Genomic DNA, 14,527 nt, shown 5'->3' with positions numbered 1-14,527 from the left:
GAATCGGTTATCCCCGTCGAGGCCCGTCGGAGTAGTATGACGGCAGATCGACCGGCGTCAGGAGCGAACGAGCGGTACCGGTGGACGAACGCCGCCGTCGCCGCCGCGGCAGGCGTCGGTGCCGTCGCGGGGTCACACGCCGTCGCCGGCGCGAGTCCGGCGTTCGTCGCCGCTCCGATCGCGTCGCTCGTCGTCGACGCGACGCCCGGCGTCGTCGTCACCGTCGCTATTCTCTTTCTCGGCGCGCTCGGCGACCAGGTGGCGTTCGGTGTCGCTCTCGCGGCCACCGTCGGCCTGTTCGCCGTCGCCGCCGACGCCGGCCGCCGTCTGGGCGAGCGAGTCGGACCGCCGCCGGTCGCCGCCGTCGCGGGCGCGCTCGCGACAGCGCTCGGATTCGCCCTCGTCGGCGACGCCGCCTCGTCGATCGCGGCCGGCGTCGGAACGGCGATCGTCCGCTCGGTGGCGACGCTCGCGACGGGCGACCGCAGCGCCGACGACGCCGGTCGACGCCGCCTCCTCGGTAGCCTCGCCGCGGCGGCCGGTCTGGCCGTGATCTCGTCGCTCCTCGGCCGTCGCCGCGCGCCGGACGTCGACCGGACGCTCGACGACGTTTCGTCGGCGCCCGCCCCCAGCGCGCCCACCGACGCGACGCCGACGCCGGTCGAGGACGGGGCAATGGAGACGTCCGAGCCGACGCCACAGCCGACGACCGATCCGTCGGCTGCCGCCCGGAAGCGACTGCTCGCCGAGGCCGCGGAGAAGTCGCTCGACGTCGACGGGCTCGACCCTCTCGTGAGCCCCACCTTCTACGAGGTCGACGTGAACCAGATCAACCCTCGACCGACCGCCGAGGAGTGGACGCTGACGGTCACGGGGGCCGTCGACAAGGAGCGGACGTTCTCCTACGAGGGGATCACGAGGATGCCCGCGGAGAACCGGTTCGTCACGCTTCGCTGTGTCGGCGACCCGATCGACGGCCGCCAACTCGACAACGCCCTCTGGACCGGCGTCCCGATGGCCGACCTCCTCGACGCCGCCGGCGCACGGGGAGCGTACGTGATGCTCCGCGCCGTCGACGGCTTCTACGAAGAGATGCCGACCGCCGCCCTCCGCCCCGGACTGCTCGCTTACGGCATGAACGACCGACTGCTTCCGAACAGCCACGGCTACCCCGCTCGCGCGCTCGTCCCCGGCCACTGGGGCGAGGTGAACGTCAAGTGGCTCACCGAGATCGAGGTTCTCGACGAACCGGCGACGGGGTACTGGGAGAAGCGGGGGTGGCACGGCACCGGCCCGGTCAACACCGTCGCCAAACTCTCGGCCGTGAACCGCTCGCCTGAGGAGATCGAAGTCGCGGGCCACGCCTACGCCGGGACGCGCGGCGTCGATCGCGTCGAGGTGTCGACCAACGGCGGTCGATCGTGGCGACGGGCGGCGCTCTCGGACCCGCTCCCCGGCGACGACGTGTGGCGGCAGTGGGTCTCCCGCTACGAACCGCCGGTCGGCGAACACGAGGTGGTCGTCCGCGCCGTCGACGGCACCGGTACGGTCCAGCCGAGAGCGCGCGAGAACGCCTATCCGAGCGGTGCGACGGGGTGGGTCTCCCGGACCGTCCGCCCGGAGCGGTGAGGTGCCCGAGGTTCTATACGTGTTCCCCGTGTCGAGGAACCTACTCGGCGATGGAGAAGGCGCTGTGGTATCTGCTGACGGCGACGCGCGGCGGGGCGAACCGGGCGCGCATCATCCGCTGTCTCGACGAGCGACCGCGCAACGCCAACCGACTCGCCGACGAACTGGACGTCGATTACAACACGGTCAGACACCACCTCGACATGCTACGGAAACACGACGTCGTCGAACCTGGCGGCGACGACTACGGCCGACTCTACTTCCTGACCGACCGCTTCGAACGACACCGCGAAGAGTTCGAACGCATCACCGACCGGATGGAGGAGTGAGATGGCGATGACCACCTACGTCACTGCCGCGAGCGCGCTCTCGGCGGTGAACGTCGTCCTGTTGCTCGCTCTCGTCGTCGTCTGGCTCCGGAACTACCGCCAGTTCCGCACGCCGCTGACGCTCGGCCTCGTCGCGTTCGGCGTCGTCCTCGTCGTCGAGAACCTCGTCGCGCTCGCGTTTTACTTCAGCATGGGGATGCTGTACGCCGGGTCGTCGACGGCGCAGCTGGCCGTCCTCGGGATGCGCGGACTCCAGTTTCTCGCCGTCCTCGCCATCACCTACGTCTCGATGCGGTAAGCGCTCGCCGTTTGCCGCGCGGACCTCTCGGTCCACGGACGGTCGCTCGCCCCGCCGGGAGACGGTCCGATCGACGGCTGCTTCGTCGGCCTATACGTTGTCGACGCCGAGGTTCGTCTGCTCTATCATTCGGAGATATTCGGTGAACTCGTCGCCGTCGATGTCGTCGACGGCCGACTGCGCCGCCGACTCGACGCGGTCGAACTCCTCGAGGAGCCGCTGATACCGCTCGTCGTCTTCGAGGTGGTGGCGCGGATATCTCGGCTGGAGGGTCGCGATCTTGCTGCTGAGGGCGAACAGGGCCTGCAGTTCGCGGGCGTAGTCGTTCCGATGGATGAGTTCCTGGGTGGCCTCGTGGACGTCCTCTTTCCCGACGGGCTTGGTGAGGTACATGTCGAAGGACAACTCGAGGATGTCCCAGTCGGGCTCGATCGCGGTCATCATCGCGACGCGGGCGTCGCCGTTTCGTTCGCGCATCGATTCGAGGACCTCGGCACCGGTCGTCCGGGACAGCTGTCGGTCCAGAAAGACGACGTCGACGTGGGGTCCGTAGACGTCGAGGGCCTCGTCGCCCGCGGTCGCCGTCGTCGCGCGCCACTCCTCGCGCTGTTCGATCCAGATTCGAACCGATTCGGCGAGCGCTTCGTCGTCGTCGACGACGAGGACGAGTCGCTGTCCGTCGGAGCCGCGAGGCGAGTGACAGACGTCAGCATCGGCATCGGAAGGTGTATCTCCAGTCGAGGGTGGCATTGTCAGGTGGGGAGCCGTACCAAGACGTAGTGGATTCGCCGTCAAAAGCGGACGTCCCATACACTTAGTCGGCGCTCGACGCGCTCGCCGGTGGCGACCGACGAACGGGACGGATCGCTCCGGTGCGATCCTCGCCCCGCCGCGAGCGACGCCGACCTACCGCCACCGATAGAGGAGCCGGTACGCCTCGTCCGGTGTGTAGCGTCGGAACAGGAGGCTGTTCGAGAGGACCGACACCGAGGAGAGCGCCATCGCCCCCGCCGCGAGGACGGGCTGGAGCAGACCGAGCGACGCCAGCGGAATCATCGCCGTGTTGTACCCGAGCGCCCAGAACAGGTTCTGTTTGATCTTCGCCAGCGTCCCCTCGGAGATGCGGATAGCCTTCACCACGTCCGTCGGGTCGTCGCGCATGAGCGTCACGTCCGCCGCCTCGATGGCGACGTCCGTCCCCGATCCGATGGCGGTGCCGACGAACGCCGTCGCCAGGGCGGGCGCGTCGTTGATGCCGTCGCCGACCATCATCGCGCGGCGGCCCGCGGACTGGATCGCGTCGACGGCGTCGGCCTTGTCGTCGGGGAGCACCTCCGCCCGGACGTTCTCGGGGTCGATACCCACCGCCTCCGCGACGGTGCGAGCGGTTCGGGCGTTGTCGCCGGTGATCATGTGGACTTCGACGCCCCGCTCGCGAAGGGCCTGGACGGCGTCGCGCGCGCCGTCTTTGACCGTGTCGGCATCGGCGACGACGCCGACGACCCGGCCGCCTTCGGTCGCGCCGTCGGGCGTGTTCGTGCCAGCGGGCACGCTCGTGCCAGCGGGCACGCACGCGACGAGCATCGCCGTCTTCCCCTCCGATTCGAGGCGGGTCATCGCGTCTTCGGCCGGCGACGGGTCGACGCCCGCGTCTTCGAGGAACTTTCGATTGCCGACCAGCACCTCGGTTCCGTCGACTGTCGCCCGGACGCCGTGGCCGGGGACGTTCTCGAAGTCCTCCGGTTCGGCGAGGTCGACGCCTCGCTCCCGTGCCCCCTCGACGACGGCGCGGGCCAGCGGGTGTTCGCTCCCGCGCTCCGCGCTCGCGGCCAGGCGGAGAACGGTCGCCTCGTCGACGCGGCGGCGTTCCCCGACGGTCGCTCCGCCGTCCGTCGCTGCGCCACCGTCTGGGGCGGCGTCAGCGTCGGGTGCGGTGTCCAGAGCGACGACGTCGGTGAGGCGCATCTCGCCCTCGGTCAGCGTCCCCGTCTTGTCGAAGACGACGGTGTCGACGTCCTTGACCCGTTCGAGGACGTCGCCGCCCTTGAACAGGACGCCGTTCTGTGCGCCGATCGAGGTGCCGACCATCGTCGCCGCCGGCGTCGCGAGGCCGAGCGCGCACGGGCAGGCGATGAGGACGGCCGAGGCGAAGACGACGACGGCGAACTCGAGCGTCCCCACCGCCGCCGGGCCGCCGCCGACCAGCCCCCACACCGGGAGCGCCGAAACGACGCCGGCGAGCGCGTCCGGAGCGACGAACCAGAGCGCGCTCCACAGGAAGGCGTTCAGGATGACGACCGGAACGAAGTACGACGAGATGCGGTCGGCGAGGTTCTGGATCTCGGGTTGGCGGCTCTGGGCCTCCTTGACGGTCTCGACGATCTGCTGGATGGCGGTGTCCGCGCCCACCTTCGTCGCCTCGACGACGAGGAGGCCGTTCTCGTTGATCGTTGATCCGACCACCTCGTCGCCGGGTTCCTTGCCGACGGGGACGGATTCGCCCGTCACCATCGACTCGTCGACGGCGGATTCGCCCTCGACGACGACGCCGTCGGTCGGGATTTTCTCGCCCGGTCGGACCTTCATCCGGTCGCCGACGTCGACGTCCTCCAGGGGGACCGTTTCCTCGCTGCCGTCCTCACGGACGACGGTGGCCGTCTCGGCCTCCATCTCCAGTAGCTTCCGGAGCGCCTCGCTCGCCTGGCCCTTCGACCGGGCTTCGAGGTAGTTTCCGAGCGTGATGAACACGAGGATGAGGGCGGCCGTATCGAAGTAGAGGCCGGCCTGTGGGAGCAGTCCGACGAGGGCGACGACGGAGTAGCCGTACGCCGTGGACGACCCCATGGCGATGAGGACGTCCATGTTCGCGGTCCGGTTTCTCACGATCGCGTCGTAGGAGTTGCGGTAGAACTCCCGCCCCAGGACGACCTGCACGGGCGTCGCCAGCAGGAACTCGACCCAGCCGAACCGGAACGTGACGCCGAACAGCGACAGCGTTTCGGGGAGCAACTCGCCGCCGAGGAGGAACCTCTCGGCGAGGAAAAACAGGAGGGGAGCCGAGAGCGCCGCGCCGAAGAGAGTGAGGCGGAGTTGTCTGCGAATCTCGGCCGTCCGGGCCGCTTCGCGACTCTCCGCTTCGCTCTCGCCTGCCTCCTCACGGACCGGGTCGTAGCCGGCGTCCTCGACGGCGTCGTAGAGATCGGACCGGGAGACGTCGACCGGATTGTACGTCACCTGTGCCTCGTCGGTGGCGAAGTTCACCTCCGCCGAAATCACGCCCGGCGTCGACTCCAGTGCGGCGTCGACCGTCTCGGCACAGGTGGCACAGGACATGCCGGTGACGCCGATCGTGGTGGATTCGGAGACCGGCCGGTAGCCGGCGTCCTCGATGGCGTCGAACAGCGCCGCCAGCGACACCTGCTCCGGATCGTACTCCACCGACCCCTCGTCGGTCGCGAAGTTGACCCGTGCCTCGCGGACGCCGTCGAGGGATTCGAGCGCTTCGGCTACCGTCCGGGAACAGTTGGCACAGCTCATCCCCTGGACCTCTACGCGCGCCGTTCGGGTACTCATTGGTGCTAGTACGCGACGCGTCCTTACGTCGATTTCCCTTGCATTTCGAGCGTGACCGCGGGAGCAACGTTTAGAACGTAAAGTCCGCGAGCACGGACACAACGGTCGAGCGCGGTGGAGTCGGCCGCGACGGCGTCGAACCGCCCCGAGCGTCGCCGCGACGGGCTTTCGATTCGTAACTGCGCGCCGGGCGAACGTGACCCGTCCGACGGTCGCTGTTCGGCTAACGGAGGCGGTCGTACTCGTCCGGGAGTTGCGCCTGTACGTCGGCGAACTCGTCGCCGACGGTCTCTTCGAGGACGTCGAAGACGCCGTTGACCTTCCACTCGACGCCCGCCTCCCGGACGCTGGCGTTGTCGTGGACGTACGCGAGAAACTCGTCGACGGAGTCCGTGCTGTCTCGGTCCTCCGGTGCCCGGAGTCGCTGTGCCAGTTCCGGCGGCAGTTCGACGGCGACGTTCCGAGCGTCGTCGGCCGGAACGACGCGTCCGAGCGCTTCGAGCGTCGCCGCCGTCACTTCCTCGGCTTCCTCGGTCGATGCGAACTCCCGGCGCTGACGGACGCGCTCGATGACGTTTGCGGTCTTCATATTAGATCTCCAGCAGGTCGAACCGACGGGCACCCGGGGCGGCTACCCGCGTTGCCTCCGCCGAGATGCGCTGGAATACGGCCGTAGTGACGCCTAATTCCGCGAGTTTCCATACAGTCATAACCATTCGAAAACATCTCCTGAACGGAAAAAAGGACGTGCCAAACCCACCTCACTCCGCCATCGGGAGCGAATCGAGGTCTCGTTACCCCGACGGGCGACACAAAACACTTGGTTCTCGCCGTATCGGACTGTCGACGTATGGCCGCCCGAATCGCCTCCACCGCCGCAGTCGCGTTTCTCGTCGTCGGTGCCGCGCTGCTGGCGAACCCCTCTACGTCACCCAGTCCGCCGACGGCGGGAGCGTCATCGTCTCCGTCGACCGAACCTCGGCCGCCGATGGCGCGGCCGGCCTCTCGTCAGAAATCGACCGCATCGACGACCTCCCGCCCGTCGCCGGCTACGCCGCCCGCCGCGCCGCCGCAAACGGATCCTTCGCAGTCTCCCGCGACGCGCCGCCGCTCGTTCTCCAGCTCCTCCGCGACGAGTGGCGCTATCTCGGGAGCGCCGAGCGAGTCGCCGTCTACCGCCCGACGGTGACCGTCGGCGACGAGGAGACGACGCTCGAACTCGAAAACCGGTCGCTCGAATCGGTCGAGTCCGACCTCGAGATCACCCCACCCGGCCGACTCGACGAGCGCGACCACGCCAAGGAGGTGTCGTGGCTCGACCAGCAGTCCGACGACGTGGTCGAGGTCGGTGACTTCTCCGAAGCGCGGGAGCACCGCCTCCGTCGCGCCGTCGAGAACGGGTCGGTGACGGTGCCGAATCGCAACGACGCCGACGCGTTCACTCCGCTCGGCGGGGACGTTCGTTTCGTCGTCCACGACGACCGGTTCTATCGGGCCACCGTCGAGAACGGGACGGACGTCACGCTCCGACTCACCCCGAGCGAGACGACGTCGTCCTCTCGGAGACGGACGTCGGCGTCGTCGAGACGAGCGACCTCTCGCCGGCGACGCGGCGCGTCGTGACGGACGCCATCGCCGCCGACGGATCCACGCGGGTCCACCGCGACGAGGTGAACGTCGACCGACTGGAGCGACTCGAAGGCCGCCTCGTCGCTCACGAGGGGGACTACTACGTCCTCCGTCGCGGCCACGCCGACGACTTCAGTCTGGTTCCGCTCTTCCGGATCGCTCTCACGGGGATCGGTCTCGTCTTCGCCGTCGTCGGCCTCGCCCTCGCGGCGTGGGTCCGGCGGAAGCGCTAGAACCGGGTCGCCATCATCACCTCGTCGACGAAGCCGTCGCTCATTCGGTAGTGATCGCGGCGGATGGCTTCCGTCTCCCAGCCGTGATCGACGAGAAACTGGATGGCCGACCGGTTCGTCGACGGGAGGCTGTTGTACACTTTCCGGTAGCCCGCCCGCTCCGCCCAGCCGAGTCCGTGATCCATCAGGCGACTCCCGATTCCACGCCGTCGATACTCCTCGAGGACGCCGACGGTCAACTCGGCGGTGTGTCGGAGTTTCTCGAGTTCGGGGACGTCGAAGTGGAGCCACCCGACGACGTCGTCGTCGACGGTCGCGACGAAAAACACGCGCGATTCGACGGTCGAGTGACGCAGGAGCGCGCCCTCGTAGTCGACGAGTTCGGCGACGTTCTGCGCGACGATGTACCGCTCTTCCTCCGCCACCCGTCGCATCACCCCGAGGATGCCAGAGAGGTCCGTCTGTTGGGCGGGACGGATGGCGAACGAGAGGCCGTCCGACTCGTACCGGTCCGCCTCGCCGACGTCGAGTTCGACGCGGAGGGTCCCGCCGCGTTCCTCCAGATAGCCGTCCCGCTTGAGCATCGACAGGTGGTGTGTGAACGCCTCCTCGTCGGCGTCGACCTGATCGGCGACGTCGTCGATGTCGACGATGCCGTGGCGCTCCACGTACGCGTAGATTCGCTTTCGCGCGTCCTCCTCGAACTCCGGTCGTGTGAGTTGTGACATGAACGCTCGCCCACTACGGAACCGAACGGGTTCGTAGCGGTAAATGGTACCGGTGAACAAGGACGGTGGCGATTCACGACGAGAGCGGCGACCCGCGCCCGCGCCGACGAGCGGGACGCGAACGCGACGCGTTCGGCCCCGACGCCGGGACGTTCTCGGCGTGGGAGGGCCGTGAAGATCGCATCCGGTGGGGCGTTCGCTCCGGATAGACAGAGTTTAGCGCCGTCGTCCAAACGCACTGAATATGCTGGTGTCAACCGACGTTCCACGCCGGGAGGATCGTCTGTGACCGCCTCCGAAAATCACGCGGCGCGCGCCCGACGCATCCTCGGTTTCTCGCGCCGATGGCAGGTCGTCGCCGCCGCGCTGATGATGGGGCTCGTCAGTCCCTATCAGTACGTCTGGTCGTCGATCGAGGGGCCGCTCGCCCGCAGTCTCTCCATCCCGCTGCCGGCGCTCGGCTTCGTCTTTACGCTCTTTGTCGTCTTCCAGGCGGGGTCGCAGTTCCCCGTCGGCTGGTGGCGCGACCGACACGGCCCCCGGGCGCTGACGCTCCTCGCGGGCGTCCTCGCCGGCGGCGGCTACCTCGGTCTCGCCTACGCCACCGAAGTGTGGCAGTTGTACCTGCTCTACTCGCTCGGGGCCGTCGGCGTCGGCATCGTCTACACCGTCGCCGTCAACACCGCGCTGAAGTGGTTCCCCGACCGGCGCGGCCTCACGACCGGCGTCGGGACGATGGCCTTCGCCGGCGGGAGTGCGCTGTTCGTCCCCTACGTCCGGGCCAACGCCACCGTCGCTGGCTACTCCGACGTCCTCCGGAACATGGGCCTCCTCATCGGCGTCGGCATCCTCGTCGGCGCGGTCGTCCTTCGCGACCCGCCGGACGACTGGCTGGACGACGGGGGCGACGGGGACGACGAGTCATCTCCCGTCGTGTCCACGAAACAGTATCACTGGCGCGAGATGCTCCGGACGTGGCAGTTCTGGGTGATGTACGTCATGTTCATCGCCGTCTCCGGCGCGGGGTTGATGCTCACCGCGAAGGTGGTGTCGTTCGCCCAGAACCTCGGGCTGACGACGTTCGTCGCGACCGCGTCGGCGACGGTGCTCCCCGTCGCCGGCGGCGTCGGCCGCCTCGTCATGGGCGACCTCTCGGACCGCCTCGACCGCGAACGCGCCATGGCCGGGTCGTTCCTGCTCTGTGGCTTCGGGCTGTTCCTGACCGTCCTGTTCGGTACGGGCGGGCAGCAGATCGCCTTCGTGCTCGCCGTCGTCGTCGCCACCTTCTTCTGGAGCCCGCAGTACACGCTCTTCCCGAGCGTCGTCGGCGACTACTACGGCCACGAACACTCCTCTGCGAACTACGCCCTCCTCTACTCCGGGAAGGTGTGGGGTGGCGTCTTCGGCGGTGCCGTCGCCAGTTGGCTCGTCACCGTCACCGACTGGACGACGACGTTCATGTTCGGCGGCTTCCTCGCCGTCGTCGCCGGCCTCGCGGCGCTCGCGCTTCGGCCGCCCAGCGAGTGAGCGCGGGCGCTCGCGACTTCGGCGGTTCGACGACGTCTTCGCGGACGAGCGGAACCCGCGCCGCGGGGGAACACCTATTTCCCCGACGCTCTCACGACAGGGCACCGATGGATACGAGGGAGGCATCCGAAACAGTCGGCACGGTTCTCGACGCGGTCGGGGAGGCGGTCATCGCCGACCGGAACTTTCTGGAGACGGTGCTGACGGGCGTACTGGCACGGGGACACGTCCTCATCGAGGACGTCCCCGGGACGGGGAAGACGCTGACGGCGCGCAGTCTCGCGTCGGCGCTGGGGCTTTCGTTCAATCGCATCCAGTTCACCCCGGACCTGTTGCCGGGCGACATCACGGGCAGCCACGTCTACAACGAACAGGACCGGGAGTTCGAGTTCAACCCCGGCCCGGTGTTCGCCAACGTCGTCCTCGCGGACGAGATCAACCGCGCGCCGCCGAAGACCCAGGCCGCCCTGCTGGAAGCGATGGGCGAGAAACAGGTGACCGTCGACGACGAGACGCGCGACCTCCCGGAGCCGTTTTTCGTCGTCGCGACACAGAACCCCATCGAACAGGAGGGGACGTTCGTCCTGCCGGAGGCCCAGCGCGACCGGTTCATGGTGAAAACGGAGATGGGCTATCCGGACCGCGAAGGCGAGCGCGAACTGCTCGACCGTCGCGCCGACCGCACCACGCAGGCCCCGACGGTCGACCGCGTCGTCGACGAACGCGAGGTGACCGCCATCCAGAACGTCGTCGAGACGGTCCACGTCGAGGACGGACTCCGGGATTACGTCGTCGACCTGGGCCGGGCGACTCGCGAGGACGCGCGCGTCGACGTCGGCGTCTCGCCGCGCGGGATCCAGCGGCTCTTCGAGGCGTCCCGCGCTCGCGCCGTGGTCGACGGCCGGGACTACGTCGCTCCGGACGACGTGAAGGCCGTCGTCCACCCGACGTTCGACCACCGCGTCGTCCTCAGCTCGGAGGCGCGAGTGCGCGGCGTCGAGAAGGAGGCCGTCGTCGACAGCGTCCTCGGTTCGGTGGACGTGCCGGCGATGCCCGATTAGGCCGATCGGAGCGCCGCCAGCAGGAACAGCACGCCGACGAGCGCGCTGAGGAGGGCGAGCGGCGTCGCCACCGACCGCAGGACGGGGACCGCGCCCGCTCCGAGCAAGCCGCCGACTGCGACGGCGACGCCGACCCCGCCGACGAGTAGCGACCCGCCGGCGTGAACCAGTTCGACGTGTCGCGTGGGTGCGGCCCGACCGACCTCCGTCCCCATCGCCACGGCGTGGTCGCTCACGTCCCAGACCACGAGGCTCGCGGCGACGGCGACGAAGACGACGACCGGTGGGACGCCGACGCGCGCGCTCCCGACGGCCGCCAGAAACACGCCGACGCTCGCCACCGCGGCGCTCTCCCCGCGTCCCGGGAACAGCACCGCGCCGAGGAGGCCGAGCGTGAGGTAGACGGCGACGGACACGGACGCAAGCGCCAGTTCGACGCCGAGAGAGAGCGCCTCCGGGCCAAACGTCTCCGAGAGCTGTCGGATGGTGAACGCCTGCGGCGCGAGGGGACCTCGCGCTGCGGCGGTCGTCGCCGGCGCTCCGAACTGGAGCGCGACGGCGATAAAGAGGAGGCCGCCCACGGCCGGTGCGCCCCACCGCTCGAAGGACTCCGCGTCGACGTCGGAGAGGCGCTTGACGACGGCGACGAGGCCGACGACGGCGACGCTCAGTCCCGTGACGCCGAGCAACAGTACGCGCAGCGGCGTCGCGGACGCGACGCCGACGACGCCGGTCACCAGCGACGCCGGAAGCGCGCCGAAGACCCGCGCTCGGATCGTCGGTGCGAGCCACAGCAGAGCGAACGCGGGCGTCAGCGCGACGCTCGTGAGGCCGACGGACGTCAGATGGCCCATCGCTCGCTCCAGCAGTTCGGCGACGGCGTCGCGCCGGTCGGCGGCGACCAGTTCGGCGATCGGCAACGCGCGGAGCGACGCCCACGCGCCGAAACAGACGGCGTTGACGAGCATACTGGCAACCGGGAGCGCAGCCACGCCGCGCCAGCTCTGGTCGGTCGCGAGCAGGACGTCCCCCGCGAGCGCGACCACTGCGCCGACGGCCCGGCCGACGGGCGTCACGTTGGCGACGACCAGGACGCCGAGGACGACCGCCGGAAGGACGAGGACGCCGATGCCGAAGCGCGTCACTCCCCAGAGTCGGCGGGCGTCGACGGCGTCCCACGGCGTCGCGGCCGCGCCGCCCGCGGCGACGCCGACGCCGAAGACGAGGAGCGTCAGTCCCGGGCGCACCGGTCCCGGGGTGAGGGTCCGACCGACGCCGAAGACGAGGAGCGCACCCGCCGGGAGCAACAGGACGCCTGCGGCCACGCGGGCGGGGATGCGCCACCGGGACGCCCCCGACGCGAGCAGGACGACCGCGAGCGAGAGGCCGCCGGCCGCGCTGGCGACGGCCGCCAGCGGGTCGCCCCCGACCGCGATCAGCGCCGCGACGACCGCGACGGTCACGAGGACGCTCACCGTCGTCCCGGCGCGCGTCGGTCGCCAGTTGTCGTCGGCGACGCTCCCCGTCCGGGCCGTCGGATTCGCGTCGTCGGATGTGGGCTGAGTGTCCATGGTTAGACGAGTCGGATCGCCGAGAGCGCGGTCCACAGCGGGTCGGCCGGGTTCCAGTCGACGACGACGGCGTCGCTCTCCCGGAGGCGGGTCAGGCGGAGTCGCCGGCGGACGGATTCGATCGATCCGCCGGGCGTCGTCGCGTCCGTCCGGTCGGGGCTGACGACCGTCGTGTCGTACCCCTCCGCGCGGAGGCGTCGGACGAGTGGCACCACCTCGTCGTCGGCGGCGGGCGTCAGAAAGACGACCTGCGCGTCGCGAGACAGGCGGCGGGCGATGCGTTCGGCGAGGCGACTCCCGCCGTCGGCGGCGGCGGTTCGACCCTCGTTCTCGCAGGCGGCGTCGAGGACGGCGTCGACGCGAACGCTCGTCTCGGCACCCGTCCCGGCGTCGACCCACGGCAGGTCGGCGTCGCCCGAGAGCACGGCGTCGACGGCGGTCACGTCCACGCCGAGGGCCGCGAGGCCGACGTGGTGGCCGCCCTCTCGCAGCGAGTCGAACGTCCGCCGCGCCGCGTACGCGCAGAGTTCGGCCCCGTCGGGGTGGCCGGGTCCGGGGACGACGCGGGCGCTCTCGCGAGCGTCGACGACGAGGACGACCCGGGCCGCCCGCTGTTCGCGGAACTGGACCGTCGTCAGGTCGCCCGTCCGGGCGTAGCGCCGCCAGTCGACGCGGTTGATGGGGTCGTCCGCGCGGTACTCGCGGGTGGCGTAGAACTCCAGGCCGCTCCCCGGCGTGTCCGTCGCGAGTTCGCCGACGCGGAGCGTGGTCGTGTCCCGGAGTGGCGTCTCGCCGACGGCGGCGAGGCAGTCGACGGCCGTCTCGCCGGTCGCCTCGAGCCGATCGGTGCGCCGCCGGGTGGCGCTCAGCGTCCGCATGCGCACCACGGGGTCGGCGAAGTCGTGCGTCCCCCGACGGGCGACCAGTTCGTACTCGACGGTGGATTCGGACCCGGGACGGAGCGCCAGACTCGCCCGCGGCGACCCCTCGACGACCGTCAAGTGATCCGGCACGCCGTCGACGACGCGCACGTCGGTCAGCGTCGATTCGCCGACGTTCCGGACCGTGAGTTCGACGGCCACCCGTTCGCCGGGGACGGGCGACGACTCGCTCACCGAGCGTTCGACGGCGATCGGCGGTTCGTCCGGAAGGGGACTGACAGCGCCGAAGACGACGTACGTGATCGGTACGACGGCGGCACCGAGCACGACTGGGTCCCGGAGCGCCACGCCGACGGCGGCCAGCACCACCGCACACGCGAGGCCGGCATCCCAGCGGTGGATGCGCTCGACCGTCATCGACCCGCCTCCCGTTCGTCGAGGCGGTCCTCGATGGCTGTGACGGCCCGGCGGACGCGCCCGTCGAGCGCGCCGGCGGGGTCCAGCCACGCGTAGAGCCGCTGTCGGAGGGGTAGGTGACGTCGTCGCCGTCGGCGACGAACGCCGCGGCGACCCGGTCGTCCGTCCACTCGCCCGCGTCGACGGCGTCGGCGACGTCCTCGGCGTCCGCGTGGCTCCGTTCGACGTCGACGACTACTTCCCTGAGCGTCTCGCGAACGTCGCGCGCGGAACGGGGAGACGTCGCCGCCTCGGCGAGCGTCTCGTCGAACCGCCGGCCGGCGACGCTTCCGCCGTCGGACGTCGCCACCTCCGGTGGCCGTTCGCGCAGGCGATCGAACGCGTCCGCGGGCGCGGTCGTGTACCCCTGGCGTGGGGGTTCGGGGCGGGTCTCGGATCCCGACTTGGCGGCCGCCGAGTCGGACGACTGCGTGTCGTCGTGGGCGTCGTCGCTCGCGGCCGATCCGAATTTGACGACGTCGACGCCGAGAAGCGAGATCGTGGGCGGTCCGTCAGTCGTCGCGTCGGCGTCGGTCGGCGCGTCGGGTTCGTATTCGGCGTCGGTCGACGCGTCGTCGCGATCGGTCGACGCGTCGTCGTCCGCCGCCGTAA

Annotated in this window: 15 protein-coding genes; 8 read left to right on the top strand and 7 right to left on the bottom strand. The window is 70.0% G+C overall.

Annotated elements, in window-relative coordinates:
* Positions 1-36: 36 nt before the first annotated feature.
* Genes ACFQJD_RS09500 through ACFQJD_RS09490 form a run of 3 tightly spaced genes read left to right on the top strand, consistent with a single transcriptional unit; the run spans position 37 to position 2,256 of the window.
* Complete coding sequence (locus ACFQJD_RS09500) at positions 37-1,629, top strand: molybdopterin-dependent oxidoreductase (RefSeq protein ID WP_379797817.1); 1,593 nt, start codon at positions 37-39, stop codon at positions 1,627-1,629.
* Between the two features lie 50 nt (positions 1,630-1,679).
* Entirely contained in the window at positions 1,680-1,958 is a 279-nt protein-coding gene (locus ACFQJD_RS09495; RefSeq protein WP_379797815.1) for an ArsR/SmtB family transcription factor, read from the top strand.
* A gap of 7 nt (positions 1,959-1,965) precedes the next feature.
* Positions 1,966-2,256 carry a hypothetical protein gene (locus ACFQJD_RS09490; RefSeq protein WP_379797813.1) on the top strand — a complete coding sequence of 97 codons (291 nt, stop codon included), beginning with the start codon at positions 1,966-1,968 and terminating at the stop codon, positions 2,254-2,256.
* A gap of 90 nt (positions 2,257-2,346) precedes the next feature.
* Here ACFQJD_RS09490 and ACFQJD_RS09485 read toward each other — a convergent pair whose 3' ends face one another.
* The 3 genes from ACFQJD_RS09485 to ACFQJD_RS09475 form a co-directional block, all read right to left on the bottom strand.
* A complete protein-coding gene (locus tag ACFQJD_RS09485) occupies positions 2,347-3,006 on the bottom strand; it encodes a response regulator (RefSeq protein WP_379797811.1) in 660 nt (219 codons plus the stop codon).
* 156 nt (positions 3,007-3,162) lie between these two features.
* Positions 3,163-5,829: a heavy metal translocating P-type ATPase gene (locus ACFQJD_RS09480; protein WP_379797809.1), complete on the bottom strand. Its 2,667-nt coding sequence runs from the start codon at positions 5,827-5,829 to the stop codon at positions 3,163-3,165.
* Between the two features lie 223 nt (positions 5,830-6,052).
* Positions 6,053-6,418 (bottom strand): DUF2267 domain-containing protein, encoded by a 366-nt coding sequence (locus ACFQJD_RS09475; protein WP_379797807.1) that lies wholly within the window; start codon positions 6,416-6,418, stop codon positions 6,053-6,055.
* 158 nt (positions 6,419-6,576) lie between these two features.
* Here ACFQJD_RS09475 and ACFQJD_RS09470 point away from each other — a divergent pair, with 158 nt between their 5' ends.
* Together ACFQJD_RS09470 and ACFQJD_RS09465 are read left to right on the top strand one after the other, a co-directional pair.
* Complete coding sequence (locus ACFQJD_RS09470; protein WP_379797805.1) at positions 6,577-7,452, top strand: hypothetical protein; 876 nt, start codon at positions 6,577-6,579, stop codon at positions 7,450-7,452.
* Positions 7,449-7,691: a hypothetical protein gene (locus tag ACFQJD_RS09465; RefSeq protein ID WP_379797804.1), complete on the top strand. Its 243-nt coding sequence runs from the start codon at positions 7,449-7,451 to the stop codon at positions 7,689-7,691. The genes ACFQJD_RS09470 and ACFQJD_RS09465 overlap by 4 nt, the downstream gene beginning before the upstream one ends.
* Here the strand turns inward: ACFQJD_RS09465 and ACFQJD_RS09460 are convergent.
* Positions 7,688-8,419 (bottom strand): GNAT family N-acetyltransferase, encoded by a 732-nt coding sequence (locus ACFQJD_RS09460; RefSeq protein WP_379797802.1) that lies wholly within the window; start codon positions 8,417-8,419, stop codon positions 7,688-7,690. The genes ACFQJD_RS09465 and ACFQJD_RS09460 overlap by 4 nt on opposite strands.
* A gap of 65 nt (positions 8,420-8,484) precedes the next feature.
* On the opposite strand from ACFQJD_RS09460, the gene ACFQJD_RS09455 reads away from it, so the two are divergent.
* The 3 genes from ACFQJD_RS09455 to ACFQJD_RS09445 all read left to right on the top strand — a co-directional run bounded on the left by ACFQJD_RS09455 (position 8,485) and on the right by ACFQJD_RS09445 (position 11,007).
* Positions 8,485-8,628: a hypothetical protein gene (locus ACFQJD_RS09455; protein ID WP_379797800.1), complete on the top strand. Its 144-nt coding sequence runs from the start codon at positions 8,485-8,487 to the stop codon at positions 8,626-8,628.
* Between the two features lie 76 nt (positions 8,629-8,704).
* Positions 8,705-9,946 carry an OFA family MFS transporter gene (locus ACFQJD_RS09450; RefSeq protein WP_379797799.1) on the top strand — a complete coding sequence of 414 codons (1,242 nt, stop codon included), beginning with the start codon at positions 8,705-8,707 and terminating at the stop codon, positions 9,944-9,946.
* A 107-nt stretch (positions 9,947-10,053) separates the two neighbouring features.
* Positions 10,054-11,007 (top strand): AAA family ATPase, encoded by a 954-nt coding sequence (locus tag ACFQJD_RS09445; protein WP_379797797.1) that lies wholly within the window; start codon positions 10,054-10,056, stop codon positions 11,005-11,007.
* Here ACFQJD_RS09445 and ACFQJD_RS09440 read toward each other — a convergent pair.
* From ACFQJD_RS09440 to ACFQJD_RS09430, 3 genes are read right to left on the bottom strand one after another with little or no spacing between them, the layout of a single operon-like run.
* Positions 11,004-12,578, bottom strand: a complete 1,575-nt coding sequence (locus tag ACFQJD_RS09440; protein WP_379797795.1) for a DUF7519 family protein — start codon at positions 12,576-12,578, stop codon at positions 11,004-11,006. The two genes, ACFQJD_RS09445 and ACFQJD_RS09440, sit on opposite strands and share 4 nt — an antisense overlap.
* Positions 12,579-12,580: 2 nt before the next feature.
* The gene (locus ACFQJD_RS09435) at positions 12,581-13,876 is read right to left on the bottom strand and encodes a DUF58 domain-containing protein (RefSeq protein ID WP_379797793.1); all 1,296 of its coding nucleotides are present in this window, start codon (positions 13,874-13,876) and stop codon (positions 12,581-12,583) included.
* On the bottom strand, positions 13,873-14,046 hold the full coding sequence (locus tag ACFQJD_RS09430; protein ID WP_379797791.1) for a hypothetical protein: 174 nt from the start codon (positions 14,044-14,046) through the stop codon (positions 13,873-13,875). The genes ACFQJD_RS09435 and ACFQJD_RS09430 overlap by 4 nt, the downstream gene beginning before the upstream one ends.
* Between the last annotated feature and the right edge of the window lie 481 nt (positions 14,047-14,527).

This window comes from Haloplanus sp. GCM10025708 (assembly GCF_042663985.1).
Lineage (GTDB): Archaea > Halobacteriota > Halobacteria > Halobacteriales > Haloferacaceae > Salinirarus > Salinirarus marinus.
Note: the sequence above shows the minus strand (reverse complement) of the source record. Positions and strands in the feature narration are given on the sequence as shown.